Origin of the sequence: Pectobacterium sp. CFBP8739 (assembly GCF_013449375.1) — a bacterium.
Lineage (GTDB): Bacteria > Pseudomonadota > Gammaproteobacteria > Enterobacterales > Enterobacteriaceae > Pectobacterium.
The window spans coordinates 254,996-279,441 of sequence record NZ_JACDRR010000010.1; the positions used below are offsets into that span (position 1 = coordinate 254,996).

The 24,446-nt window shown below is 51.4% G+C and carries 21 protein-coding genes and 6 tRNA genes; 2 read left to right on the top strand and 25 right to left on the bottom strand.

The window, feature by feature from the left end; translation table 11 throughout:
• Nucleotide 1 precedes the first annotated feature (1 nt).
• The 7 genes from mrdA to leuS all read right to left on the bottom strand — a co-directional run bounded on the left by mrdA (nt 2) and on the right by leuS (nt 7,753).
• Entirely contained in the window at nt 2-1,906 is a 1,905-nt protein-coding gene (mrdA, locus tag H0247_RS09620; protein ID WP_180742340.1) for a peptidoglycan DD-transpeptidase MrdA, read from the bottom strand.
• Nucleotides 1,907-1,939: 33 nt separating this feature from the next.
• Nucleotides 1,940-2,410 carry a 23S rRNA (pseudouridine(1915)-N(3))-methyltransferase RlmH gene (rlmH, locus tag H0247_RS09625; RefSeq protein ID WP_015730925.1) on the bottom strand — a complete coding sequence of 157 codons (471 nt, stop codon included), beginning with the start codon at nt 2,408-2,410 and terminating at the stop codon, nt 1,940-1,942.
• A gap of 1 nt (nt 2,411) precedes the next feature.
• Entirely contained in the window at nt 2,412-2,729 is a 318-nt protein-coding gene (rsfS, locus tag H0247_RS09630) for a ribosome silencing factor (protein WP_010284049.1), read from the bottom strand.
• 194 nt (nt 2,730-2,923) lie between these two features.
• Entirely contained in the window at nt 2,924-3,613 is a 690-nt protein-coding gene (nadD, locus tag H0247_RS09635) for a nicotinate-nucleotide adenylyltransferase (RefSeq protein ID WP_180742341.1), read from the bottom strand.
• Complete coding sequence (gene holA / locus H0247_RS09640) at nt 3,580-4,605, bottom strand: DNA polymerase III subunit delta (RefSeq protein WP_180742342.1); 1,026 nt, start codon at nt 4,603-4,605, stop codon at nt 3,580-3,582. The genes nadD and holA overlap by 34 nt, the downstream gene beginning before the upstream one ends.
• Entirely contained in the window at nt 4,602-5,156 is a 555-nt protein-coding gene (gene lptE / locus H0247_RS09645) for an LPS assembly lipoprotein LptE (protein WP_180742343.1), read from the bottom strand. The genes holA and lptE overlap by 4 nt, the downstream gene beginning before the upstream one ends.
• A 14-nt stretch (nt 5,157-5,170) precedes the next feature.
• Entirely contained in the window at nt 5,171-7,753 is a 2,583-nt protein-coding gene (leuS, locus tag H0247_RS09650; RefSeq protein WP_180742344.1) for a leucine--tRNA ligase, read from the bottom strand.
• Between the two features lie 311 nt (nt 7,754-8,064).
• On the opposite strand from leuS, the gene H0247_RS09655 reads away from it, so the two are divergent.
• Complete coding sequence (locus H0247_RS09655) at nt 8,065-8,547, top strand: zinc ribbon-containing protein (protein WP_180742345.1); 483 nt, start codon at nt 8,065-8,067, stop codon at nt 8,545-8,547.
• Nucleotides 8,548-8,788: 241 nt separating this feature from the next.
• Here H0247_RS09655 and H0247_RS09660 read toward each other — a convergent pair whose 3' ends face one another.
• From H0247_RS09660 to miaB, 9 genes are all read right to left on the bottom strand, one after another.
• A complete protein-coding gene (locus H0247_RS09660) occupies nt 8,789-9,514 on the bottom strand; it encodes an amino acid ABC transporter ATP-binding protein (protein ID WP_180742346.1) in 726 nt (241 codons plus the stop codon).
• The gene (gltK, locus tag H0247_RS09665) at nt 9,514-10,188 is read right to left on the bottom strand and encodes a glutamate/aspartate ABC transporter permease GltK (RefSeq protein ID WP_015839471.1); all 675 of its coding nucleotides are present in this window, start codon (nt 10,186-10,188) and stop codon (nt 9,514-9,516) included. The genes H0247_RS09660 and gltK overlap by 1 nt, the downstream gene beginning before the upstream one ends.
• A 3-nt stretch (nt 10,189-10,191) precedes the next feature.
• Nucleotides 10,192-10,932: an amino acid ABC transporter permease gene (locus H0247_RS09670; protein WP_180742347.1), complete on the bottom strand. Its 741-nt coding sequence runs from the start codon at nt 10,930-10,932 to the stop codon at nt 10,192-10,194.
• 219 nt (nt 10,933-11,151) lie between these two features.
• Complete coding sequence (locus H0247_RS09675) at nt 11,152-12,048, bottom strand: amino acid ABC transporter substrate-binding protein (protein WP_180742348.1); 897 nt, start codon at nt 12,046-12,048, stop codon at nt 11,152-11,154.
• A gap of 431 nt (nt 12,049-12,479) precedes the next feature.
• The gene (gene lnt / locus H0247_RS09680) at nt 12,480-14,009 is read right to left on the bottom strand and encodes an apolipoprotein N-acyltransferase (protein ID WP_180742520.1); all 1,530 of its coding nucleotides are present in this window, start codon (nt 14,007-14,009) and stop codon (nt 12,480-12,482) included.
• 7 nt (nt 14,010-14,016) lie between these two features.
• The gene (gene corC / locus H0247_RS09685) at nt 14,017-14,895 is read right to left on the bottom strand and encodes a CNNM family magnesium/cobalt transport protein CorC (protein ID WP_015839475.1); all 879 of its coding nucleotides are present in this window, start codon (nt 14,893-14,895) and stop codon (nt 14,017-14,019) included.
• A gap of 128 nt (nt 14,896-15,023) precedes the next feature.
• On the bottom strand, nt 15,024-15,503 hold the full coding sequence (ybeY, locus tag H0247_RS09690) for an rRNA maturation RNase YbeY (RefSeq protein WP_180742349.1): 480 nt from the start codon (nt 15,501-15,503) through the stop codon (nt 15,024-15,026).
• On the bottom strand, nt 15,500-16,558 hold the full coding sequence (locus H0247_RS09695; RefSeq protein ID WP_180742350.1) for a PhoH family protein: 1,059 nt from the start codon (nt 16,556-16,558) through the stop codon (nt 15,500-15,502). Before H0247_RS09695 ends, ybeY begins: the two co-directional genes overlap by 4 nt.
• A gap of 332 nt (nt 16,559-16,890) precedes the next feature.
• Nucleotides 16,891-18,315, bottom strand: a complete 1,425-nt coding sequence (miaB, locus tag H0247_RS09700; RefSeq protein WP_180742351.1) for a tRNA (N6-isopentenyl adenosine(37)-C2)-methylthiotransferase MiaB — start codon at nt 18,313-18,315, stop codon at nt 16,891-16,893.
• Nucleotides 18,316-18,541: 226 nt separating this feature from the next.
• Between miaB and ubiF the strand changes: the two genes are divergently transcribed.
• Nucleotides 18,542-19,708: a 3-demethoxyubiquinol 3-hydroxylase gene (gene ubiF, locus H0247_RS09705; protein ID WP_180742352.1), complete on the top strand. Its 1,167-nt coding sequence runs from the start codon at nt 18,542-18,544 to the stop codon at nt 19,706-19,708.
• Nucleotides 19,709-19,730: 22 nt separating this feature from the next.
• Here the strand turns inward: ubiF and H0247_RS09710 are convergent, their stop codons facing one another.
• From H0247_RS09710 to H0247_RS09750, 9 genes are all read right to left on the bottom strand, one after another.
• A complete protein-coding gene (locus H0247_RS09710; protein ID WP_370463322.1) occupies nt 19,731-20,150 on the bottom strand; it encodes a hypothetical protein in 420 nt (139 codons plus the stop codon).
• Between the two features lie 362 nt (nt 20,151-20,512).
• A tRNA-Gln gene (locus H0247_RS09715) sits at nt 20,513-20,587 on the bottom strand.
• Between the two features lie 6 nt (nt 20,588-20,593).
• Nucleotides 20,594-20,670 (bottom strand) — tRNA-Met (locus H0247_RS09720).
• A 53-nt stretch (nt 20,671-20,723) separates the two neighbouring features.
• Nucleotides 20,724-20,798 (bottom strand) — tRNA-Gln (locus H0247_RS09725).
• A 35-nt stretch (nt 20,799-20,833) separates the two neighbouring features.
• Nucleotides 20,834-20,908: transfer RNA gene (locus H0247_RS09730), tRNA-Gln, on the bottom strand.
• 54 nt (nt 20,909-20,962) lie between these two features.
• Nucleotides 20,963-21,047: transfer RNA gene (locus H0247_RS09735), tRNA-Leu, on the bottom strand.
• An 8-nt stretch (nt 21,048-21,055) separates the two neighbouring features.
• Nucleotides 21,056-21,132: transfer RNA gene (locus H0247_RS09740), tRNA-Met, on the bottom strand.
• Between the two features lie 219 nt (nt 21,133-21,351).
• Nucleotides 21,352-23,016, bottom strand: coding sequence for an asparagine synthase B (asnB, locus tag H0247_RS09745; RefSeq protein ID WP_180742354.1), 1,665 nt, complete (start codon nt 23,014-23,016; stop codon nt 21,352-21,354).
• A gap of 203 nt (nt 23,017-23,219) precedes the next feature.
• Nucleotides 23,220-24,443 carry an ROK family protein gene (locus H0247_RS09750; protein WP_180742355.1) on the bottom strand — a complete coding sequence of 408 codons (1,224 nt, stop codon included), beginning with the start codon at nt 24,441-24,443 and terminating at the stop codon, nt 23,220-23,222.
• Between the last annotated feature and the right edge of the window lie 3 nt (nt 24,444-24,446).

Genomic DNA, 24,446 nt, shown 5'->3' on the forward strand with positions numbered 1-24,446 from the left:
GTTACTCACTCTCGCTACCCGGTGGCGCAGGGGGCGCACTAGGTAAATCAGTATTGTTGTCACCCAGCAGGATATGATCAAGGATCTGGCGGATGATGGTACCAACGGTAGGGCCTGCGCCGCCGTTTTCCAGAATGATCGATACCGCGACTTTAGGATTCTTATAGGGAGCAAAGGCGACCATTAACTTATGGTCACGTAAGTGCTCTGCGATCTTGTGCGCATTATAGGTTTCGTTTTCTTTTAGGCCGAAAACCTGCGCAGTACCGGATTTTGCCGCGATTTTATAGGGGGCATCCTCGAAACTTTTGTGTGCGGTGCCGTTCGCACGATTAGCTACGCCATACATGCCATCTTTCGCTATTTCCCAATAGCCAGAACGAATATCGCCAATTTGCTGATTCTCCGTCTGTTTGTAAGGCACTATAACGCCATTTTCGCGCGAACTATAAAGCAAATGTGGTGTTTTGACTTGCCCATCGTTGATCAACGTAACTAACGCTTTATTCATCTGAATCGGTGTTGCCGTCCAGTAACCCTGACCGATCCCGACAGGAATGGTATCGCCCTGATACCAAGGCCTTTTGAATTGCCTCAGTTTCCACTCACGGGTTGGCATGTTACCTCTGCTTTCTTCCGAGATATCAATACCCGTTCGTTGACCGTACCCGAATTTGTTCATCCATTCAGACAGGCGATCGATACCCATGTCATAAGCGACCTGATAGAAGAAGGTGTCCGCAGATTCTTCCAGTGATTTAGTGAGATTCAGTCGACCATGACCCCATTTTTTCCAGTCGCGAAAACGTTTTTCAGAACCGGGTAATTGCCACCAACCAGGGTCAAACAGGCTGGTGTTAGTCGTAATCACGCCCGAAGTCAAAGCGGAAACCGCAATATAGGGTTTCACAGTGGAAGCTGGGGGATATACACCTTGTGTCGCACGGTTGATCAACGGACGATTAGGGTCGTTACGTAATTTGTTGTAATCTTTGGTGGAAATGCCATCGACAAAGAGGTTAGGGTCATAACTGGGGGTAGAAACCATCGCCAGAATACCGCCATCGCGCGGGTCGGTGACGATGACCGCAGCACGACTACCTTCGAGTAATTTTTCGATGTAGATTTGCAGGCTTAGATCCAACGTCAGGTAGATATCGCGTCCGGCCTGTGGTGGTTGTTCATGGAGCTGACGGATTACGCGGCCGCGGTTGTTGACTTCCACTTCCTCATAGCCGGGCTTACCGTGCAATAAATCTTCGTAATGGCGCTCGATGCCCAGCTTGCCGATGTCGCGCGTAGCAGCATAATCGGCGATTTTCTCTTCTTTGGTCAGCCGTTCTACGTCTTTATCGTTGATTTTGGAGACATAGCCCGTAATGTGCGTCAGTGCAGAACCGTAAGGGTAATAGCGACGCTGGTAGCCTTTAATTTCAACGCCGGGGAAGCGATATTGGTTGACGGCAAAACGGGCAACCTGAATCTCGGTGAGCCCAGTTTTTACCGGAATAGAGGTAAAGCGGCGTGAGCGCTTACGCTCTTTTTCAAAACCTTCCAGATCGTCATCGGTGAGATCGACGACGGGACGCAGCGCTTCGAGTGTGTCTTTAAGATTGTCGACTTTGTCGGGCACCAGCTCTAACTGATAAATGGTACGATTTAGCGCCAGTGGGGTGCCGTTGCGGTCATAGATGATGCCGCGGCTGGGCGCGATAGGAACCAGCTTAATACGGTTTTCATTAGAGCGCGTGCGATAGTCATCAACACGCACAATTTGCAGATGATAAAGGTTAGCGACTAATACACCGGAAAGCAGCAAAATGCCCAGAAAGGCGACCAAAGCACGGCGCACAAACAGGGCGGACTCAGCCGTATAATCTCGAAAGGGTTTACGTTCTACTTTCATCCAGCGTTATTTCACAGGTTTCATCGTATCGCCTTACTCCCGATGGTAAGGGTGATTAGTCGTAATGCTCCATGCACGATACAGGCTCTCCGCCACCAGTACACGAACGAGCGGGTGCGGCAGCGTTAAAGGCGAGAGCGACCAGCTTTGTTCGGCTGCGGCTTTGCATTCTGGCGCAAGACCTTCAGGCCCGCCAATTAGCAGGCTGACGTCGCGCCCGTCCTGCTTCCAGCGCTCCAGTTGCTGCGCCAATTGCGGTGTCTCCCAGCGAGTCCCTGGAATATCCAGCGTCACAATGCGGTTGCCTTTGCCCACCGCCGCCAGCATCTGTTCGCCTTCGCGCTCCAGAATGCGTTTGATATCCGCATTTTTGCCCCGTTTCCCTGCCGGAATTTCGAGTAGTTCGAAAGGCATGTCCTTGGGAAAACGGCGCAGATAATCGGTGAAACCAGTCTGCACCCAGTCGGGCATTTTGGTGCCAACGGCGACCAGTTGCAGTTTCATACTAGCCCCACAGTTTTTCCAATTCGTACAGTTGGCGACTTTCTTCTTGCATGACATGAACCATCACGTCACCCAAATCGACAACAACCCAGTCAGCGGCGCTTTCACCTTCGACACCGAGTGGGATCAGACCTGCTGCGCGTGAAGATTGCACGACGTGATCGGCAATAGACGCGACGTGGCGCGTAGAGGTTCCCGTACAGATAACCATGTAATCGGTAATGCTGGATTTACCCTGCACGTTAAGTGCAACGATATCCTGGGCTTTTAAGTCATCGACCTTATCAATAACGAAATCTTGGAGTGCTTGGCCTTGCAAAGGTTCCCCCTCAATGGCGTTCTGTCTGTAACTGACAGACGCGTGTGGCGCTGAATTGTTTAGGAAAAACGTGAATCACCGAGTAATTTCCGAGAATTTCCGCTTTTCCCGGTGATTGAAACCAGCCGCGGAGTATATCACGCACTTTTACCTAGTGGTATAAAGCCCGTGACTGATGGACAGGAAAAGCGATGTTATTGGTATAGGCCGTTTTCGTCGATATAACGTAGCACGGTGGGTGGCAATAGGTCGTGGCAGTCCTGACCTTGTAGCCGACGTTGGCGAATTTCCGTGGCGGAAATGGTGACCAGCGGCGTATCTGCCAAAAAGATCCGCCCTTGCGGTTGACGATGAAGATCGTCTGGCGTGTGGGTCAGATGCTCGTCCAGCCACTGTTGTAATTCGGGTGTTTCCAGCGTCGAGCAATAGCCTGGGCGCGCGCACACCAGCAAATGACAGACGCCGAGTAGATCCTGCCAGCGGTGCCAATGGTGTAGCGTCAGCAATGAATCCTGCCCGATGACAAAACCCAGCGGCGCATTACGGCCTTTTTCAGCCCTCAACGCTTCCAGTGTTTCAATGGTGTAAGAGGGGGTTTTTCGTTGTAGTTCACGATCGTCCACGGTAAAGAGCGGATTGCCTTCAACGGCTAGCTCAGCCATATGAAAACGCTGTCGGGAAGTCGCTTCGGGCTGCTGACGATGTGGCGGAACATTATTGGGCATCAGAACAACCTGAGTTAGCCCCACGAGATGTGCCAGTGCTGTCACTGGCTGAAGATGACCGTAATGAATCGGATCGAACGTGCCGCCAAAAAATGCGGTCAGCGATGGCGCTGTGGATGACGTATTCAAATGAATGCCTCCGGCAAGGCTTTGCCGCATAGCAACATGGCAAGGGATTCAAGTTCAGACCAAACGGGCTGACCGTAGTCTTGCTTTAGCGTTATTTCTACCTGCGCCAGTAATCGCACAGCCTGCTGTAGTTGTTGAAGAGAAAGTCGCTGTAATACCTGTGTGAGCAGGTCACGCCGATTTTGCCATACTTTTTGCTGATCGAATAAGGTACGCAGCGGTGTGTCTGACATACGCCGTTTCAGCGTTAACAGTTGTAGGAGCTCACGCTGGAGCGTGCGCAGCAAAATAACCGGTTCGCAATCTTCCTGTTTTAGCTGCTGTAAAATGTGCCAAGCGCGTTTGCCTTTGCCGGCTAGCAGCGCATCAAGCCAATGGAATGGTGTGAAGTGGGCGGCATCATTAACGGCGCTTTCCACGCGCAGCAGAGTCAGTTTGCCATCAGGATAAAGCAGCGCCAGCCGTTCTAACGCCTGAGACAGTGCGAGAAGGTTACCTTCATAGCAATAGCAAATGAGCTGCGTAGCCTGTTCATCCAGCGTCAATTTCATGGTTTTGGCACGCTGGGCCACCCAGCGGGGAAGCTGTGCCTGTTCCGGCGTGAGACAGTTGATATAGACGCTGTCTTGCGCAAGCGCTTTGAACCAGGCACTGTTTTCCTGCGCTTTGGTCAGCTTCTGACCGCGCAGAATCAGCAAAATATCGGGGTGCAATAGCCCAGAAAGCTTGACCAGGTTTTCGCTTATCGCGGCATTTGGGCCGTTTTCCGGTAGAACCAGTAGGAGTGATTGGCGCGAGGCAAACAGGCTGAGCGCCTGACAGGTGCTGAAAATGGCATCCCAATCGGTATGAGGATCCAGAATGAAGCTGAAATGCTCGCTGAATTCGTGCTGTTGAGCGACCCGTTTAATGTTGTCGAGGCTTTCCTGTAGCAGGAGTTGGTCTGTGCCAAAGACCAAATAGCAACCGCGCAGCCCCTCATGGAGCTGTGCGGTGAGTTGTTCGGGGTAAAGCCGAATCATGAACGCTTGGCGGCAGCATTGGAATCGGTGGACTGCAACCGATTTTTGACTTCTTGGCTACCGTTGATGGTCAGCAGTTTACGTACCAACTGCTGGGCAGCCTGCTCACGCATTTCCTGACGAACGATGTCCTGTTCGGCATCTTTCGCCAGTGCAGCCAGCGGGTTATCAAAGAACGTGCGGAACACCGTTACGCTGAGCGGATAAATGTCTTCACCCGGCATCAGCACTTGTGCTTGCAATGTCAGCACCATCTGGTACTCCGCCGTTTTACCGTCCTGAAAAATAGAAACAGTATCGCGCGTTTCGCTTGAGCCCAGTACCCGCAGAGACGGGATATCCTGACGCATCGCATCGTCAACGATTTTCACATCGCTGAGGCGGAGCTGCTCGCGTACTGCACGCGTGAGCGGGCCATAAGGGTCACTGCTGTCAAGCACCAGCGTTTGTAACTGCGCAGGCACTTGTGTCGTGCCGCGCAGATGAAAACCGCAGCCAGCGGTAATTAACACCGCCAGCCCCAGCAACAGCGTGAATAGACGATGTCGCACAGTTCCTCCTTGCCTTAACCCACAACCAGGTTAAGCAGTTTGCCAGGGACATAAATCACTTTACGAACCGTGACGCCGTCCAGATATTTTGCGACCAGCGGTTCCTGAGCAGCGCGTTCGCGAACCTGTTCTTCGCTCGCGTCAGCGGCAACGGTAATTTTACCACGGACTTTACCGTTAACCTGCACGACGACCAGCTTGGAATCTTCGACCATTGCGCTCTCATCTGCAACCGGCCATGGCGCGGTATCGATGTCGCCTTCGCCTTGCAGCGCCTGCCACAGTGTGAAGCAGACGTGCGGTGTGAACGGATAGAGCATACGAACAACGGCCAGCAGCGTCTCCTGCGTCAGCGCGCGATCTTGATCGCTGTCCTGCGGCGCTTTCGCCAGTTTGTTCATCAGCTCCATGATGGCGGCGATGGCGGTGTTGAAGGTCTGACGGCGGCCGATATCATCGGTCACTTTCGCAATCGTTTTGTGCAGATCGCGACGCAGTGATTTCTGATCTTCGTTCAGCGTCGCGACATCCAGCGCTGTTACCGCACCTTTCTCGGTATGCTCGAATGCCTGTCTCCAGACGCGTTTCAGGAAGCGGTTTGCGCCTTCTACGCCGGATTCCTGCCATTCCAGCGTCATTTCCGCCGGAGACGCAAACATCATGAATAGACGCACGGTATCTGCACCGTATTTCTCTACCATGACCTGCGGGTCGATGCCGTTGTTTTTAGACTTCGACATTTTGCTCATACCCGCGTAGATCACATCACGGCCTTCGTTATCGACGGCTTTTACGATACGTCCTTTCTCATCACGTTCAACGGTGACGTCGGTAGGAGAAACCCAGACGCGCTCGCCGTTATTGCCCAAGTAATAGAAGGCATCGGCCAGCACCATGCCTTGGCACAGCAGGCGTTTGGCTGGTTCGTCAGACGTCACCAGACCCGCGTCGCGCATCAGTTTGTGGAAGAAGCGGAAATACATCAGGTGCATGATGGCGTGTTCGATACCGCCAACATATTGGTCAACGGGCAGCCAGTAGTTGGCGGCGGCTGGATCCAGCATTCCCTGATCGTACTGCGGGCAGGTGTAGCGCGCGTAGTACCAGGATGATTCCATAAAGGTGTCAAACGTGTCGGTTTCACGCAGCGCAGACTGACCGTTAACGGTCGTCTTAGCCCACTCTGGGTTAGATTTCAGTGGGCTGGTGATACCATCCATCACGACATCTTCCGGCAGGATCACCGGCAGTTGATCTTCTGGCGTTGGGATGACAGTACCGTCTTCCAGCGTCACCATTGGGATTGGTGCGCCCCAGTAACGCTGACGGGAGACACCCCAGTCGCGCAGGCGATAGTTGACTTTGCGCTCGCCAATGCCTTTCTCTACCAGTCTGTCGGCAATGGCATTGAAAGCGGCGTCGAAATCCAGACCATCAAACTCGCCAGAATTGAACAGGCTGCCTTTTTCTGTCATCGCTTCAGCTGACAGATCGGGCTCGCTGCCGTCAGCATTCAGAATTACCGGCTTGATGGACAGATCGTATTTGGTGGCGAATTCCCAGTCGCGCTGGTCGTGACCCGGAACGGCCATCACAGCACCTGTGCCGTATTCCATCAGGACGAAGTTGGCGACCCAGATAGCGACTTTCTCGCCGTTCAATGGGTGAATAGCATACAGACCGGTTGCCATGCCTTTTTTTTCCATTGTCGCCATATCGGCTTCGGCAACTTTGGTATTACGGCATTCTGCAATGAAATCGGTCAGCGCAGGATTAGTGGCTGCGGCCTGTGCGGCAAGAGGGTGACCAGCGGCAACGGCAACGTAAGTCACGCCCATGAACGTATCGGGGCGCGTGGTGTAAACGGTCAGTTTCTCGGCGCTGTCCGCCACGTCAAAGGTGATTTCCACACCTTCAGAACGGCCGATCCAGTTACGCTGCATGGTTTTGACCTGCTCAGGCCAGCTTTCCAGTGTATCCAAATCGTTCAGCAATTGGTCGGCATAAGCGGTGATTTTGATAAACCACTGCGGAATTTCTTTGCGTTCAACCTTGGTATCGCAACGCCAGCAGCAGCCATCGATAACCTGCTCGTTCGCCAGTACAGTCTGGTCGTTCGGGCACCAGTTAACGGCGGAGGTTTTTTTATAAACTAGACCTTTCTCGTACAGCTTGGTGAAGAACCACTGTTCCCAGCGGTAGTAGTCTGGTTTACAGGTCGCGATTTCGCGATCCCAGTCATAGCCAAAGCCCAGCAGTTTGAGCTGGTTTTTCATGTAGTCGATGTTGGCGTAGGTCCATGGCGCTGGTGCGGTGTTGTTTTTGACCGCAGCCCCTTCTGCTGGCAGACCAAAGGCATCCCAACCGATCGGTTGCAGAACGTTTTTACCCAGCATGCGCTGATAACGGGAGATCACGTCGCCGATGGTGTAGTTACGGACGTGGCCCATATGTAGTCGGCCAGAAGGGTAAGGCAGCATGGAAAGGCAATAGTATTTTTCCTTGCCGGGTTGTTCGGTGACTTTAAATGTCTGCTTCTCTTGCCAGTGAAGCTGGACGTCCGCTTCTATCTCTTCTGGGCGGTATTGCTCTTGCATGGCTGCCAGGGGTCCTGTTTAGTGAAGAATCGCTACGTGTGAGTAGCCTGTTCTGATTCATAACAAAAGATCCGCATAGCATAGCCGTAAGCGGCGCGTGCAACAACACCCTGCGCCCGACTGAGGAATATTTCTGCTCTGTGAGCGACAGACTGCGAGGCGTTGCGCAAATTGGCGACAATTTATCAGGCGTACTGGAAAAATAATCTAAAATAGAGAGAGATAGGCAACGTATCGATTTTTTGCCTCGTGTGCCAGACGGCGAATAGTCGTGCTTTATCGTCCTTCAACCCGCTTATTCAGGAGGAACCATGAATAAACTAGCCCGTTATTACCGCGAGTTAATGGCTTCAGTGACGGCCCGGCTGAACAACGGGGAGCGCGATCTCGATAGTCTGGTGCTGAGCGCCCGCAAAACCTTGCAGGAAAGCTCGGAGCTGACGCAGAAAGAAATAGAACAGGTGATTCAGGCCGTTCAGCGCGATCTGGAGGAGTTTGCCCGCAGCTATAGCGAAAGTCAGAATGCGTTTACCGATAGCGTTTTTATGCGAGTCATCAAGGAAAGCCTGTGGCAGGAACTTGCGGATATTACGGATAAAACTCAGCTTGAGTGGCGTGAGATTTTTAAAGATGTGAATCATCACGGAGTGTACCACAGCGGTGAAGTGGTTGGGCTAGGCAATTTGGTGTGTGAGAACTGCCACCACCATATTGCGTTCTATACGCCGGAAGTCTTGCCACTCTGCCCGAAATGCTCGCATGACTTGTTCCACCGCCAGCCGTTTCAGCCGTAAGGCTGTAAGGCTGTAGGAGCAGTAAATAAGCTGCCTTACGGCATATTAAGATTTTTGGCAAACCGATTTACAGAACGAGAACGGTGATAATGGGATAGAAGAGTAAAGCGTTTGCGCCATGGATGGCGCAATCCGAGCTTACAACGGATGTACTTGCAGCGTCTTTACGATCTACCCATTACCACCGCTCGACGCGCTTTACCAGTCAGCAGCGTGCCTTATGGCACGCTTTATCTGAGTATTAATGCAGGATTTTCGCTAGGAAGTCTTTCGCGCGTTCGGATTGTGGGTTATTGAAGAAGTCATCTTTGCGGGTGTCTTCAACGATTTTCCCCTCATCCATAAAGATCACGCGGTGCGCCACTTTACGGGCAAAGCCCATTTCATGGGTGACGACCATCATGGTCATGCCTTCTTGTGCCAATTCGACCATGACGTCCAGCACTTCGTTGATCATTTCTGGATCGAGTGCGGATGTCGGCTCATCAAATAGCATCGCGATAGGGTCCATACACAGTGCGCGGGCGATAGCCACACGCTGCTGCTGACCACCGGAAAGTTGCCCTGGGTACTTGTTAGCGTGTGCGGCCAGCCCAACGCGTTCTAATAGCTTCTGTGCTTTGGCTTTGGCATCTTCACGCTTACGTTTCAGCACTTTTACCTGCGCGAGCGTTAGGTTCTCGATAATCGACAGATGTGGGAACAGTTCAAAGTGCTGGAACACCATCCCGACTTTGGAACGTAGCTGAGCCAGATTGGTGTTTTTATCATTAACGGCAATGCCATTAACGGTAATTTCACCTTGTTGGATCGGTTCCAGACCATTTACGGTTTTAATCAGGGTTGACTTGCCGGAGCCTGAAGGCCCACAGACGACCACGACTTCACCTTTTTTTACTTCTGTGGAGCAGTCGGCTAGCACCTGAAATTGGCCGTACCATTTAGAAACATTTTTCAGGGAAATCATCAAACCGTCCTTTTTTTCAGGTAACTGACCAGCATTGAGGCTGAAATGCTGAAGATAAAATAAATGAACCCAGCAAACAGGATCATTTCAACTTGTGTTCCGTCACGCTCACCGATGGTTGAGGCGGTACGGAAGAAATCTGCGAGGCTGAGCACGTAAACCAACGATGTATCCTGAAACAGGACAATCCCTTGTGTTAGCAGCAAGGGCACCATGGCGCGGAATGCCTGTGGCAGAATAACCAACTTCATGGATTGCCAGTGTGTCATGCCTAAGGCAAGCGCCGCGGAGGATTGGCCGCGCGATATGCTGAGGATACCCGCACGAATGATTTCAGAATAATAGGCTGCCTCGAACAGCGAGAAGGCTACCATAGCTGAAATCAGTCGAATATCGGTTTTCGGCGACAGCCCAAGCACATTTTGTAATAAGCTAGGAACCACCAGATAGAACCACAACAGCACCATAACGAGTGGAACGGAGCGGAACAGGTTCACATACAGTTTAGCGAACCAACTGATAGGTTTGATCGGCGACAGGCGCATGACTGCCAGAATCGTGCCCCACACAATCCCGAATACCACCGCCGTCAGCGTAATTTTGAGTGTAACGACCATCCCCTGAATCAGGTACGGCATGCTTGGCCCAATTGAGCTCCAGTCAAATTCATACATGATTTATTTGCTCCCCATATTGCCCGGCAAACGGGTTTTTCGCTCAACGACCTGCATAATCAACATAATGATGGCATTGATGCCAACGTACGCCAGCGTGATAGCGGTAAAGGATTCATACGCGTGGGCGGAATAGTCCAGCAGTTTCCCCGCCTGTGCCGCCATATCCACCAGACCAATTGTTGACGCGATAGCCGAGTTTTTTACCAGGTTCAGCATCTCTGACGTCAACGGCGGAACAATGACGCGATACGCATTGGGCAGCAACACATAACGGTACGTTTGTGGCAGCGTCAGGCCCATTGCCAGCCCAGCGGCTTTCTGCCCGCGTGGTAGCGATTGAATCCCCGCACGCACCTGCTCACAAACGCGCGCTGCGGTGAAAAGTCCTAGACAAATCATTGATGACAGGAAGAACTGAATATTCGGATCTAGCTCGGCTTTAAACCACATGCCGATGCCAGCAGGAAGCAGTTCGGGAACGACCAAATACCAGGTAAAGAACTGAACAATCAGCGGAACGTTACGAAATAGCTCGACGTAGCAGGTACCAATGCCCGCAACAAAACGGTTCGGGACGGTACGCAAGATGCCAAATAAAGAGCCAACGAGAAAGGCGATAATCCAGGCGCAGATAGACAATGTGACGGTGACTTGCAGACCGGACAAAATCCATCCGAGGTAGGTTGTGTTGCCGAAAGGGGCGTCTTGTAGAAATATGCCCCAGTTCCAATCTATAGACATAACGAACTCCGGTAAAAAAAGGGTAGCGGAGCTACCCTGAAGATTGATGAGCGGCCATATCCCCGTTCTGTTTCAAGCTACAGGCGTATTGTTTGTTTTCCTGTTTATCGAAATGTCTCGGGGCAACATGTGATGGGGAACGACCATCACATGCCTGTCTGTCCTGCCACGAATCAGCAATCAGAGGGCAGATGACTCTGCCCTTATTCTCATTATTAATTAGTTGAGCGCTTTGTCATTTGGCGCTTTGAACAAGGCCTTCATTTCATCTGACAGTGCAAAGTTCAGGTTAAGATCTTTTGGTGGAATAGGCTGTTTAAACCAGCGATCGAACCATTTTTCAGCTTCACCGGAGGTCTGAACCTCAGCGATGGTGTCATCAACCAGTTTCTTGAATTGCGGGTCGTCTTTACGCAGCATACAGCCGTAGGCTTCTTCAGACTGCGCTTTGCCGACGATGTCCCACTGATCGGCGCTTTTCGCTTTCGCACGTTCGCCAGCCAGCAAAGCATCATCCATCATGAAGGCCACAGCACGGCCGCTTTCCAGCGTACGGAAGGAGTCGCCGTGGTCTTTCGCGCTGATGATGCGCATTTTCATCTGTTTTTCTTCATTCAGCTTATTCAGCAGAACTTCAGAGGTGGTACCGGAGGTGACGACCACCGTTTTACCTGCCAGATCTGGAAAGTCTTTTATGCCGGAGTCTTTTTTGGTTAACAGACGCGTACCGACCACGAAAATGGTGTTAGAGAATGCGGCTTGTTTCTGGCGTTCCAGATTGTTGGTCGTTGAACCACATTCAAAATCGAATGTACCGTTCTGCAACAGAGGGATACGGTTCTGAGAAGTGATAGGGAGTAGCTTGACCTGCAGGTTAGGCGCATCCAGTTTTTTCTTAATCGCTTCGACAATTTTGTCAGAGTAAGCCTGAGAATAGCCAACCACTTTTTGCGTGTTGTCATAGTAAGAAAAAGGCACGGACGATTCGCGGTGTCCAATAACGATCACGCCATTATCTTTGACCTTTTTCAGGGTACCGGCCAGATCTTCAGCCTGAGCTACGCTGGCGGCTGTGCCAAGCAGAAGCAGTGATAATGCCAGTTTACGCATTTGCATGTTCTAACTCCTTTGCTGTCGTTGCTGCAATAGTTATAGCGCTGTCATGAATAACCGTATGGTTAATATGCCCGTCATTTTCAAGTTAACGTGTACCGCTGCATCACTCATAACGCTTTGCGACTTATCAGTGATACCGCTGCACCGTTAAAGCGCGAAGTTACTGTCTCTACAGTTAAAAAGTAGCTGATTGTAAATAGATTGAAATGAAAATGTTTGTTTTTTGCGATACCCGCCGCACCAAATGGCTGCAATGTCAGTGTGTGGCACCAATTTGGTGCGCTACTTGCTCCAATAGAGAGCCTGAAGCCGACGCAATATCCAAAAAAATACAGAAACAACCTTTTACAGGGTAATAACAGGCAAATACCGTGCCATAAATAAAAAAAGGCATGCAAAAGCATGCCCTTAGGGAAGTGAGAGGAGAGTGGTTATCGGCGACGTAAAGCGGAGAAAACGGTAACGATGCCGCCAAGAAGCGTAATGATCCAGAGTGGCCAGGAACCGAAGCGTGCATAAGGTGTGATCCCGGTAGCGGGCACAATCTGTGTGCTCAGCACCGCACGGGTAAATTGCGGCAGGCTGGCGCTGATATTGCCATCTGGCGCGATCACCGCGGTGACGCCGTTATTGGTACTCCGAACCAGAGGACGCCCTAATTCCAGCGCGCGCATGCGTGCCATCTGGAAGTGCTGCCACGGCCCGATCGAATGACCAAACCAAGCATCGTTCGAGATAGTCAGCAACATATCAGTGTCTGGCCGGAAGTTATCCCGCAGCTGTTGGCCTAAAATTATCTCATAACAAATGGCGGCATTCAGTTTGAAGCCATGAACCGAAAGCTGAGGCTGAACGTAGTCTCCCCGGCTGAACGACGACATCGGGAGATCGAAGAACGGCGCCAACGGACGTAGTAATGTTTCCAGCGGGACAAACTCGCCAAAAGGCACCAGATGGTTTTTTTTGTAACGGTTCGTTGTGGGGTAGTGATACGGATCTTTGTCGCCCAAAACGATCACTGAGTTATAAAAATCGGTTTTATTACCCTCACGTCGGATATCGACAATACCTGTAATCAGGCTGCTATTGCGGCTACGCAAGATATCGTCAACCTGTTTCAGATAAACGCTCTGACGACTTTCAATATCAGGAATCGCCGTTTCCGGCCAGATCACGATAGGCGCTTTGTCCATATAAGGCAGGCTGCTATCCAGATAGATCCGCAGCGTGTTCAGCAGCTCATCCTGTTCCCATTTCACGGCCTGAGGAATATTACCCTGTACCAGTGCGACATTGACGGCGCGTTCAGGTTGCAGGGTATACCACTGCACGTTGCGCAGCGGCCATGATAAAACGAAAACAGCGATAGCAATGGCCGCCGGAACAACTTTGCGTTGAGTGATGGCATAAACGAGTAGCCCGCTGAGACTCATCAACAGGAACGTAATCGTGTCGATGCCCAGAATGGGCGCAATACCTTTTAGCGGGCCATCGATCTGACTGTAGCCAAATTGCAGCCACGGAAAACCTGTCAGTACCCAGCCGCGTAGAAATTCGGTTAGCTGCCAGAGCACGGGAGCGGCCAGTGTCAGACGCAGCAGCGTTGTCTTCGGGCTGAGACGTGAGAGCAGGGAGGCAAACAGCAGGGGATAGAGCGATAAATAGGCCGCGAGCAGAATGACCAGTGCGATATTTACAGGGCCCGGCATCCCGCCAAATTGCGCGATACTGACGTAAACCCAGTTAATGCCGCTGCCGAACAGGCCGAAACCCCAGCAAAAGCCTATCCAGGCTGACTGGCGGCTAGTACGGTTTAGCGTCAGCGCCTGTAGGCCCATGAGCGAGATAATCGCCGCTGGCCAGAAATCAAAGGGAGAAAATGCCAGCGTGCCACAGGCACCAAATAAGAGCGCCAGCAGGGCTCTGACCTGCTGGCGTTGTAGAAAAGAAGCGACAACCATTGCCAAATTATTCTTCCAATTTTGGTTGAGGGGCATCGTCAGGGATTCTGACATGAACCTGAATAATACGGCGGCTGTCCGCCATCGCAACCTTAAACAGGTAACCTTCTATGTCGATGGTTTCGCCTCGGGCAGGAAGGTGCCCAAAGGACTGCATCACCAAGCCGCCAATCGTATCGACTTCGTCATCGCTGAACCGTGTGCCGAAAGCCTCGTTAAAATCTTCTATGTCGGTTAACGCACGAACGGTGTAGGTCTGGCGATTAAGCTGACGAATATCTCTGTCTTCTTCATCGTCATATTCGTCTTCAATTTCGCCGACAATCAGCTCAAGAATATCTTCAATCGTGACCAGGCCAGATACGCCACCAAACTCATCGATGACAATCGCCATGTGATAGCGCAGTGAGCGGAACTCATTCAGCATCCGATCAACGCGTTTACTTTCCGGCACAACCACGGCGGAGCGCAGAACTTTATCCATACTGAAAGGCTCAGAATCACTGCGCATAAACGGCAGCAAATCTTTCGCCATCAGGATGCCTTCAATGTGGTCTTTATCTTCGCTAATGACGGGGAAACGGGAGTGGGCGGATTCGATAATCACGTCCAGACACTCTTCCAGCGTTTGATCGCGCTTGAGCGTAATCATCTGCGAGCGAGGGATCATGATGTCACGTACACGCTGGTCGGCGATATCCATGACGCCTTCGAGCATATCTCGTGTTTCAGGATCGATCAGATCATTCTGTTCGGAATCGCGAATCAGAGTGAGTAAACCGTTACGATCTTTTGGCTCGCCGTGAAAAAGCTGATTAAGAATAAGAGAAAAGAAGCCCTTTTTGGGACTGGGTGCATCGCTGTTTTGAGAATGGTCGTCGCTCATGCGTTTTAATTAACATCACTCTTGTTAAGGGATTATTGCCAGCAACTGGAAACGGCACAGTCGCTGATGTGTAGCAGATAAGTACCCGACATCTTCCCGATCTCGGGCTAGATAAAATGTATTTCTATTTATTCAGTGAGACCATCTTTTTCTGCAAGGTAAGGATCGGCATAACCCATACTTTGCATAATCTCGGTTTCCAGCGCTTCCATTTCTTCGGCTTCGCTGTCTTCGATATGGTCATACCCTAGCAGATGCAGGCTACCATGGACAACCATGTGCGCCCAGTGCTCTTCTACGGTTTTTTCCTGCTCTGCGGCTTCTTGCTCGACAACCTGACGGCAGATGATTAAATCGCCCAGCAGAGGAAGTTCGACTTCAGGCGGAGCTTCAAAAGGGAAGGACAGCACGTTGGTCGGCTTGTCTTTCCCGCGGTAGGTGTTATTCAGGTCGCGGCTTTCAGCCTCATCCACGATACGGATGGTGACTTCCGCGACTTCCTGAAACTGTGGCAGAACCCCTTCCAGCCAGCGCTGAAAGTCTTTTTCTTCCGGTAGCCCTTGTATTGGCTCGCTGGCGATTTGTAAATCGAGAATCACCTGACTCATTTTTGCTCCTGATCTGATGCCGCAGCCTGTGCTTCACGCTTACGCTGTTCTGCCAAGGCGTCTTTACGTTTTTGCTCGGCATTTTCCCACGCTTCATAGGCATTCACAATCCGCGCGACCACTGGGTGGCGCACCACGTCTTCGCTATGGAAAAAGTTAAAGCTAATTTCTTCCACATCGGCCAGCACTTCAATGGCGTGACGCAAGCCGGATTTCAGATTCTTCGGCAGGTCGATCTGCGTGACGTCACCAGTGATGACGGCTTTGGAGTTGAACCCGATACGCGTCAGGAACATTTTCATCTGTTCGATGGTAGTGTTCTGACTTTCATCCAGGATGATAAAAGCATCGTTCAGCGTTCGACCACGCATGTAAGCCAGCGGCGCAACTTCAATGACATTGCGTTCGATGAGCTTCTCGACACGCTCAAAGCCCAGCATTTCAAACAGGGCGTCATAAAGTGGTCGCAGGTAAGGATCGACTTTCTGGCTCAGATCACCAGGTAAGAAGCCCAGTTTTTCACCGGCTTCGACCGCAGGACGTGTAAGCAGAATACGGCGAATATCCTGACGTTCCAATGCATCCACGGCGGCAGCGACGGCTAAGTAGGTTTTCCCCGTTCCTGCTGGGCCAACGCCAAACGTGATGTCATGATCGAGGATATTGGCGACATACTGTGCCTGATTTGGCGTGCGCGGTTTGATTACGCCGCGTTTGGTACGGATATTGACCACTTTGCCATAGTCAGGAACGTGTTCCGCAGACTGTTCAAGCACGCGTGATTCTTTAATCGCAAGGTGAATTTGCTCAGGATCGATATCACCGATCACACCACGTACCGGGGCTGTATCGACATACAGACGTTGCAGAATATCAGAGGCGGCTTGCGTCAGCAGGTGTTTGCCGACCAGTTTAAACTGATTATCCCGTCGATTGATCTCGATGCCTAAACGACGCTCTAACTGCTTAATATTGTCATCAAATGGGCCGCAAAGGCTGAGCAGGCGTTGGTTATCTGCGGGTTCAAGGGCAATCTCTTTTGTCGTTACGTTCAAATTATTCCTCTTGAGCGTTGCTGTGCTGGCGCATTCTACCTGCACAAAATGAACAGTTGTCAGACGGCCTGATGTGTCCGCCCTACGAATGAATTATTCATCGTGAATGCCCGATGGTGCAAGTCACAATAATGATATTGGGATGCCGCTTCGCAAAAGCAAATGTAAGCACGATGAAATTAAAACAGATGGTGAAGAGGGGCTGTCGCAAGAAAACGCCTGCGCGTTTTAACGCGATAAAGCCTGTCCCGCAGAGGTGACGGATATTCTTGCCGTCATAAAAAATGGGTGGCTTTGCCACCCATCATCATGCCTATCTGCATGAACGGCGATTACGGCTGGTAGAACCCAACGCCGATCTCATTCTCTTTGCGGGTACGCGCAATCACGGAAGACGGTGATTCATGGACGCGCAGATCCATTTGATCTTCGGTGCGCACCACGATGCCGCGCAGCGAGTTGGTATAAACATCAACGATTTCCACATCGACGAATTTACCGATCATATCCGGCGTGCCTTCAAAGTTAACGACGCGGTTATTTTCCGTACGGCCAGACAGCTCCATCACGCTCTTACGTGAGGTGCCTTCTACCAGAATACGCTGGACGGTGCCCAACATGAGACGGCTGAAGCGCATTGCCTGCTGGGTGATGCGTTCTTGCAGAAGGTACAGACGCTGCTTTTTCTCTTCTTCCGGCACGTCATCAACCATGTCCGCAGCCGGTGTTCCCGGACGGGCAGAATAGACAAAGCTGTAGCTCATATCGAAATTCACATCGGCAATCAGCTTCATTGTTTGTTCAAAGTCAGCCTGCGTTTCTCCTGGGAAACCGACGATAAAGTCAGAACTGATCAGGATGCCTGGACGCGCGTTGTGCAGCTTGCGGATGATCGCTTTGTATTCCAGCGCGGTATGACGGCGTTTCATCATCGTCAGCACACGGTCAGAACCGCTTTGCACTGGCAAATGCAGGAAGCTGACCAGTTCGGGGGTATCTTCATAGACGCTGATAATATCGTCTGTGAATTCAATAGGATGGCTGGTGGTAAAGCGGATGCGGTCGATCCCATCTATGGCGGCGACCAGACGCAGCAGCTCAGCAAAGGAGCAAATTTCACCGTCATAGGCTTCACCGCGATAGGCGTTAACGTTTTGTCCCAGCAGGTTGACTTCACGCACGCCTTGCGCGGCCAGTTGAGCGATTTCAAATAAGACATCGTCGCACGGGCGGCTGACTTCTTCGCCGCGGGTGTAAGGCACCACGCAGAATGTGCAGTATTTATTGCAACCTTCCATTATTGAGACGAATGCCGTTGGCCCTTCGGCACGTGGTTCTGGCAGGCGGTCAAATTTTTCGATTTCAGGGAAACTGATATCAACGATAGGGCTGCGGGTACCCTGAACGTGGTTAATCATTTCCGGCAGACGGTGCAGCGTTTGTGGGCCAAAAATAACGTCAACATAGTGCGCACGTTCACGAATATGCGCACCTTCCTGTGAGGCAACGCAGCCACCCACACCAATAATCAAATTCGGATTGAGATCTTTCAGCGCTTTCCAGCGGCCAAGTTGATGGAAGACCTTTTCCTGCGCCTTTTCACGGATCGAACAGGTATTGAGCAGCAGGACATCGGCTTCTTCAGCAATTTCAGTCAGCTCATAGCCGTGCGTACTTCCCAGTAAATCAGCCATCTTTGATGAATCGTACTCGTTCATCTGACAGCCCCAGGTTTTAATATGCAGTTTTTTTGTCATCGACTTGCCATTACTCAGTGCGGATAAAAATTATTCCCCTCATTTGGGGCGGTATTGTAATCGTTCGCTGACGTTGTGACCAGCACCGGAAACCGCGCTGATTTGATAACTTCCTACTTTCTATAAAAATGCGGCTTTTCTGAAAAATCACCCACAGATCCAGTACACTACCTTCATGCACTTTTACCGGTGTGAATACACCGGAACCAGAGAGGATAAAGCCAATATGCATTACGATGCGATTGTAGTTGGCGGAGGTATGGTTGGCGCGGCTGCGGCGCTTGGGCTGGCACAGCAAGGGTTTCAGGTCGCGGTGATTGAGCAGGACATGCCGACGCCGTTTGATGCCGTCAGCCCGCCAGATTTACGGATCTCGGCGATTGGCTATGCGTCGGTTGCGTTGCTGAACGAGTTGGGCGCATGGCCACGAGTACAGCAAATGCGCAGCGCCCCTTACCGACGTCTGGAAACCTGGGAATGGGCGAATGCCAGAGTCGTTTTCGATGCTGCTGATATTCATCTACCTGAGCTGGGTTTTATGGTGGAAAACCGTGTGCTGCAATTAGCGCTTTGGGAAAGCTTGCAAGAAGAGGAACGCTGTCACTGTTATTGCCCTGCTACGCCGCAGAACCTGCAACGCACCGATGATGGCTGGTGCTTACAGCTTGCCGATGGGCAACAACTGACGGCTTCGCTGGTGATTGGTGCTGATGGCGCGAACTCTCAGGTTCGCCAGTGGGCGAGGATTGGCATCAGTGGCTGGCAGTATCGTCAGTCTTGTATGTTGATTGGCGTTGAGACTTCGCAACCACAGCAGGATGTGACTTGGCAGCAGTTTACGCCAAGTGGCCCGCGTGCGTTTTTGCCACTGTTTGACCAGTGGGGATCGCTGGTGTGGTATGACAGCCCGCAGCGTATTCGCCAGCTTCAGGCGCTGCCGCTTACACAGCTGGATAAAGAAATTGCGGCCACCTTTCCAGAGCGATTGGGTACGGTTAAAGCGCTCTCCGCCGGATCATTTCCGCTGGTCAGGCGTCATGCGCAAACCTATATCAAGCCCGGTTTAGTGCTGTTGGGCGATGCGGCGCATACCATCAATCCGCTGGCGGGGCAGGGGGTTAATCTGGGATATCGTGACGTCGAGGCGCTGCTGGATGTGCTCATTAACGCACGTAATGCTGGAGAAGAATGGGCTTCTGAACGCGTGTTACGTCGCTATCAGTGCCGCCGTATGCCAGATAACCTGATGATGCAAAGCGGGATGGACCTCTTCTATAACGCGTTCAGTAATGCGCTACCGCCGTTGAGCTTTGCGCGCAATATGGCGCTGATGGTGGCACAGCGCGCTGGCGTGTTAAAACAGCGCGCATTGAAGTATGCCATTGGTGTCTGATACAAAATGAGGGCACTGTCCGTTATCGCACGGGCTCGGCGACGAAAACGATGTCAGCATCCTTGTTCTTTCTTGCTGTAAAACGCACATTTTCTAGTTCCCGAGCGCTTTTTCCTGATGCTTGGCAATCCTGAAGTAGACCGAGCATCATCTCGGTCATTTTATTGCTTTTGAGTATACTTTCACCTGATGGTGTTTTCTCACCCAGTAACGCAGAAAACGCCGCTGTAACGATTTGTAGATTCACTCTCGTGGCTTCAGGGGAATCTGCCGCCGCGCTGAGTATCGCAATCTCACTGAGATGCTGGCTTTTAGTCTCTATCGTTCCAATTAAGCCGACGTGCTCATTAAAGATGTGCTGGAAGTCATCGGCGTACTTTCCCTTGTCTAAATTAATAGTCAACGTGAGAGGAATATTGAGCATCGCCAGATTGGCGTTCATTCTGTCTGCGAAGGTTTGCGGTGATAGCTTAAAAGAAATGGTATTACCTGCATAACTCGTTGTGGCGAGGCAAAATAGCAGTGTAATGCCAAAGAGCAGCGTGGTTAATCGTGCTCGTATGGCAGAGCGCTGTGGCGGGCTAATATTATGCGACCGTGACACGACAACAGAGTTGAAAACATAAATAACAGAGGATGTCGATAAAACCTTCATGCCCGCCCTTTTGGGAAAATCGAATGATTGGTTTGAATATGTTAGCACCTGAGTCTGTGAATACCAGATTATGTGAATCGTAACATAACAAAACAGGGCGACGTCTTTCGACAGTCACCCTGTTTCTCTGCTGTTTTACCAGCTTTATTTGGCTGGGGTACGAGGATTCGAACCTCGGAATGCCGGAATCAGAATCCGGTGCCTTACCGCTTGGCGATACCCCAATAATATGGTGGCTACGACGGGAATCGAACCTGTGACCCCAGCATTATGAGTGCTGTGCTCTAACCAGCTGAGCTACGTAGCCAAATGTACTGCTAATGTTACTTTACTTCAACAATATCTTCTACATCAAGTAGATGGCTGGGGTACCTGGATTCGAACCAGGGAATGCTGGTATCAAAAACCAGTGCCTTACCGCTTGGCGATACCCCAACAGGACAACGAATTTTTCAGCATAGATTTTGAAATGGCTGGGGTACCTGGATTCGAACCAGGGAATGCCGGTATCAAAAACCGGTGCCTTACCGCTTGGCGATACCCCAATCACTACAAAACACTAACAAGCTTCGAAAAGCGATGTCAGACCGAGAAGATAATGGTGCGGGAGGCGAGACTTGAACTCGCACACCTTGCGGCGCCAGAACCTAAATCTGGTGCGTCTACCAATTTCGCCACTCCCGCAAAAAAGATGGTGGCTACGACGGGAATCGAACCTGTGACCCCAGCATTATGAGTGCTGTGCTCTAACCAGCTGAGCTACGTAGCCATCCTTTCCGCGTCACCTTCATCGGCGTTGCGGGGCGCATTATGCGTAGTTGGCCTAATTGCGTCAACTAGTTTTTTCCCGAAAAGTGCCCTCAACGTATCGTTTGTTTGGGTTGTGAACAGTATGGTGAGAAAAACGCCAAAAAGCACGTATTCCCAGTCAATTCAGCGTACAAAAACGGGCCATGAAAGGCCCGTTGGCGGAAAAAATTAAAGCGAATTATTTGTAGGCGGATTGGTGTACGCCTACCGCGCGGCCTGATGGATCATCCAGTTTTTTGAAAGATTCATCCCACTCAATCGCTTTAGCCGACGAACAGGCGACTGACGGACCGCCAGGCACGCATTCTGCTGCGCTGGGAACCGGGAACAACTCTTCGAAGATTTCACGGTACAGATACGCTTCTTTAGAGCCTGGCGTGTTGTACGGGAAGCGGAAGCGTGCTGTCTCCAACTGCTGATCGGTAACCTGCTGAGCCGCGACTTCTTTCAGCGTATCAATCCAGCTGTAGCCTACGCCGTCAGAGAACTGTTCTTTCTGACGCCATGCCACGCTGTGCGGCAGATAGGATTCAAAGCACTCGCGCAGGATGTGTTTTTCCATCTTGCCGTTGCCACACATTTTGTCGCGTGGGTTGATGCGCATGGCGACATCGAGGAAGTTCTTGTCTAGGAACGGCACGCGAGCTTCCACACCCCAGGCAGACATCGCTTTGTTGGCGCGGGCGCAGTCATACTGGTGCAGTGCCAGCAGTTTACGCACGGTTTCTTCATGCAGCTCTTTGGCGTTTGGCGCTTTGTGGAAATAGAGGTAACCGCCGAACACTTCGTCAGAACCTTCACCTGATAGCACCATCTTGATGCCCATTGCTTTGATTTTACGCGACATCAGGTACATCGGCGTTGAGGCGCGAATCGTGGTTACGTCATAGGTTTCGATGTGATAAATCACGTCGCGAATGGCATCCAGCCCTTCCTGCACGGTGAAATGAATTTCGTGGTGCACGGTGCCCAGATGGTCAGCCACTTCCTGCGCGGCTTTCAAATCTGGTGCGCCTTCCAAACCGACGGCGAAAGAGTGTAACTGAGGCCACCAGGCTTCGCTGCGCTCGTTGTCTTCTACGCGACGTGCGGCATATTTTTTGGTGATTGCAGAGATAACGGAAGAATCCAGACCGCCAGAGAGCAACACGCCGTAAGGCACGTCAGACATCAGGTGGCTTTTCACCGCTTCTTCCAGCGCATCACGCAATGCTTCTTTATCCGTTTCGTTGTCTTTTACTGCGTCATAATCAAACCAGTCGCGCTGGTAATACTCGCGAATTTCTCCGTCTTTGCTCCACAGGTAGCTACCAGCCGGGAATTCTTTGATGGTGCGGCACACCGGCACCAGCGCTTTCATTTCAGAAGCGACGTAGAAGTTGCCGTGCTCATCGTAGCCCATATAGAGTGGGATGATGCCGAGGTGGTCACGGCCAATCAGGTAGGCGTCTTTTTTGCTGTCATACAGGGCAAAAGCAAACATGCCGCGCAGTTCATCCAGGAATTCTGGGCCTTTTTCCTGATACAGCGCCAGAATCACTTCGCAGTCGGAGCCAGTTTGGAACGCGTAACGGTCACCGTATTGCTGACGCAATGCCTGATGGTTATAAATTTCACCGTTAACGGCCAGAATGTGGGTGCGCTCGGCGTTGTAAAGCGGCTGTGCGCCCGTATTGACGTCAACGATGGACAGACGTTCGTGAGCCAGAATTGCTTTATCGCTGGCATAAACGCCGGACCAGTCTGGCCCGCGGTGACGCATTAAACGGGATAACTCCAGCGCTTTCTTACGCAGTTCAACAGGATCACTTTTCAGATCAAGCACACCAAAAATAGAACACATACATGACTCCCAGTAATGACAGATTCGAACTCAGTGCCATTGATTTAGCATCAAAGTGCCATAGGAATTCAATATTATTTAATGAAAAAAGCCATTGATGTTGTGTTTCGTTAATTTATTCGATTTTTTGGTGTTGATTCGTCAAATTCCTGCACAGGAAAGGCCGGATTTTTAGGGATTACATAATCCGGCCAGAAAGAGAATCAGGCATTTTCAAGCAATTGCTGTAGCAGCACGCCGTTTAGCATCGCCCGTTTGACCAAGGCAAACGCGCTGATAGCGGAAAGATGGTTGAGGCTGGAGATCTCAATCGGCAGGTTATGACGAAATTCTTTCAGTACCTGCGTGTTGATACAGCGTTGAATCGCAGGGAGCAACGTTTTTTCTGCTTCGGTAATTTCACCGGCGATCACGACTTTCTGAGGGTTGAACAGGTTGATTGCGATGGACAGTGCTTTGCCCAGATTGAGCCCTGCCTGTTCGATAACTTCACGGGCGAGGGCATCGCCTCGATTTGCCGCTTTGCAAATGGCTGAAATTGTACAGCTATCGGTAGAAAGCTTGCTGGGGTAGCCTTGACCCAGCAGGTGTTGTACGCGTTGTTCAATCGCGGCGTTGGCGACGACGGTTTCCAGACAACCGAAATTACCGCAGTGGCAGCGATCGCCAAGTGGGTCGATCTGAATATGGCCGATCTCGCCTACGTTGCCGTTGCTGCCGAGAAATATTTGCCCGTTGACGAGAATACCCGCACCCGTACCCCGATGGACGCGCACCAGAATAGAGTCTTGCGCGTCGTGGGTAGCACCGAAATAGTGTTCTGCCAGCGCCAGACTGCGGATGTCGTGACCGACAAAGCTGGTAACGTTGAACTGGCGTTGCAAATTTTCGACCAATCGCCAGTTATCTACGCTGATGTGCGGCATATAGCGGACAATGCCCGCCACCGGATCAACCAGACCCGGCAGCACCACGGAGATCGCAATGAGTTCGCGAATGCGGCGCTGGTGGCTGGATATAAAGCTGCTAATCGCCTGAAAAATCTCGGCTTCAAGCGCCTCTTGTGTTTTCTCTTGCAGGTCATAGTGCATTTCTTCCAGCACTTTTCCCTGCAAGTCGTACAGCGCAATGGTGGCATCGTAACGACCGAGCCGGACGGCGATAGAATGGAAAGGGCGGTTTTCGGTGATAATCGAAATGGCGCGCCTGCCGCCGGTGGAAGCCTGCTGATCGACTTCTTTAATGAGCCCGCGATCCAGAAGTTGGCGGGTGATTTTTGTAACGCTGGCTGGCGCGAGCTGGCTCTGTTCTGCTATCTGAATGCGTGAGATTGGGCCTTGCTGGTCAATCAGGCGGTAAACCACCGCGCTGTTTAATTGCTTAACCAGATCGACATTCCCTATCTGCGCCTGTCCGCCTGTGGTCATGAA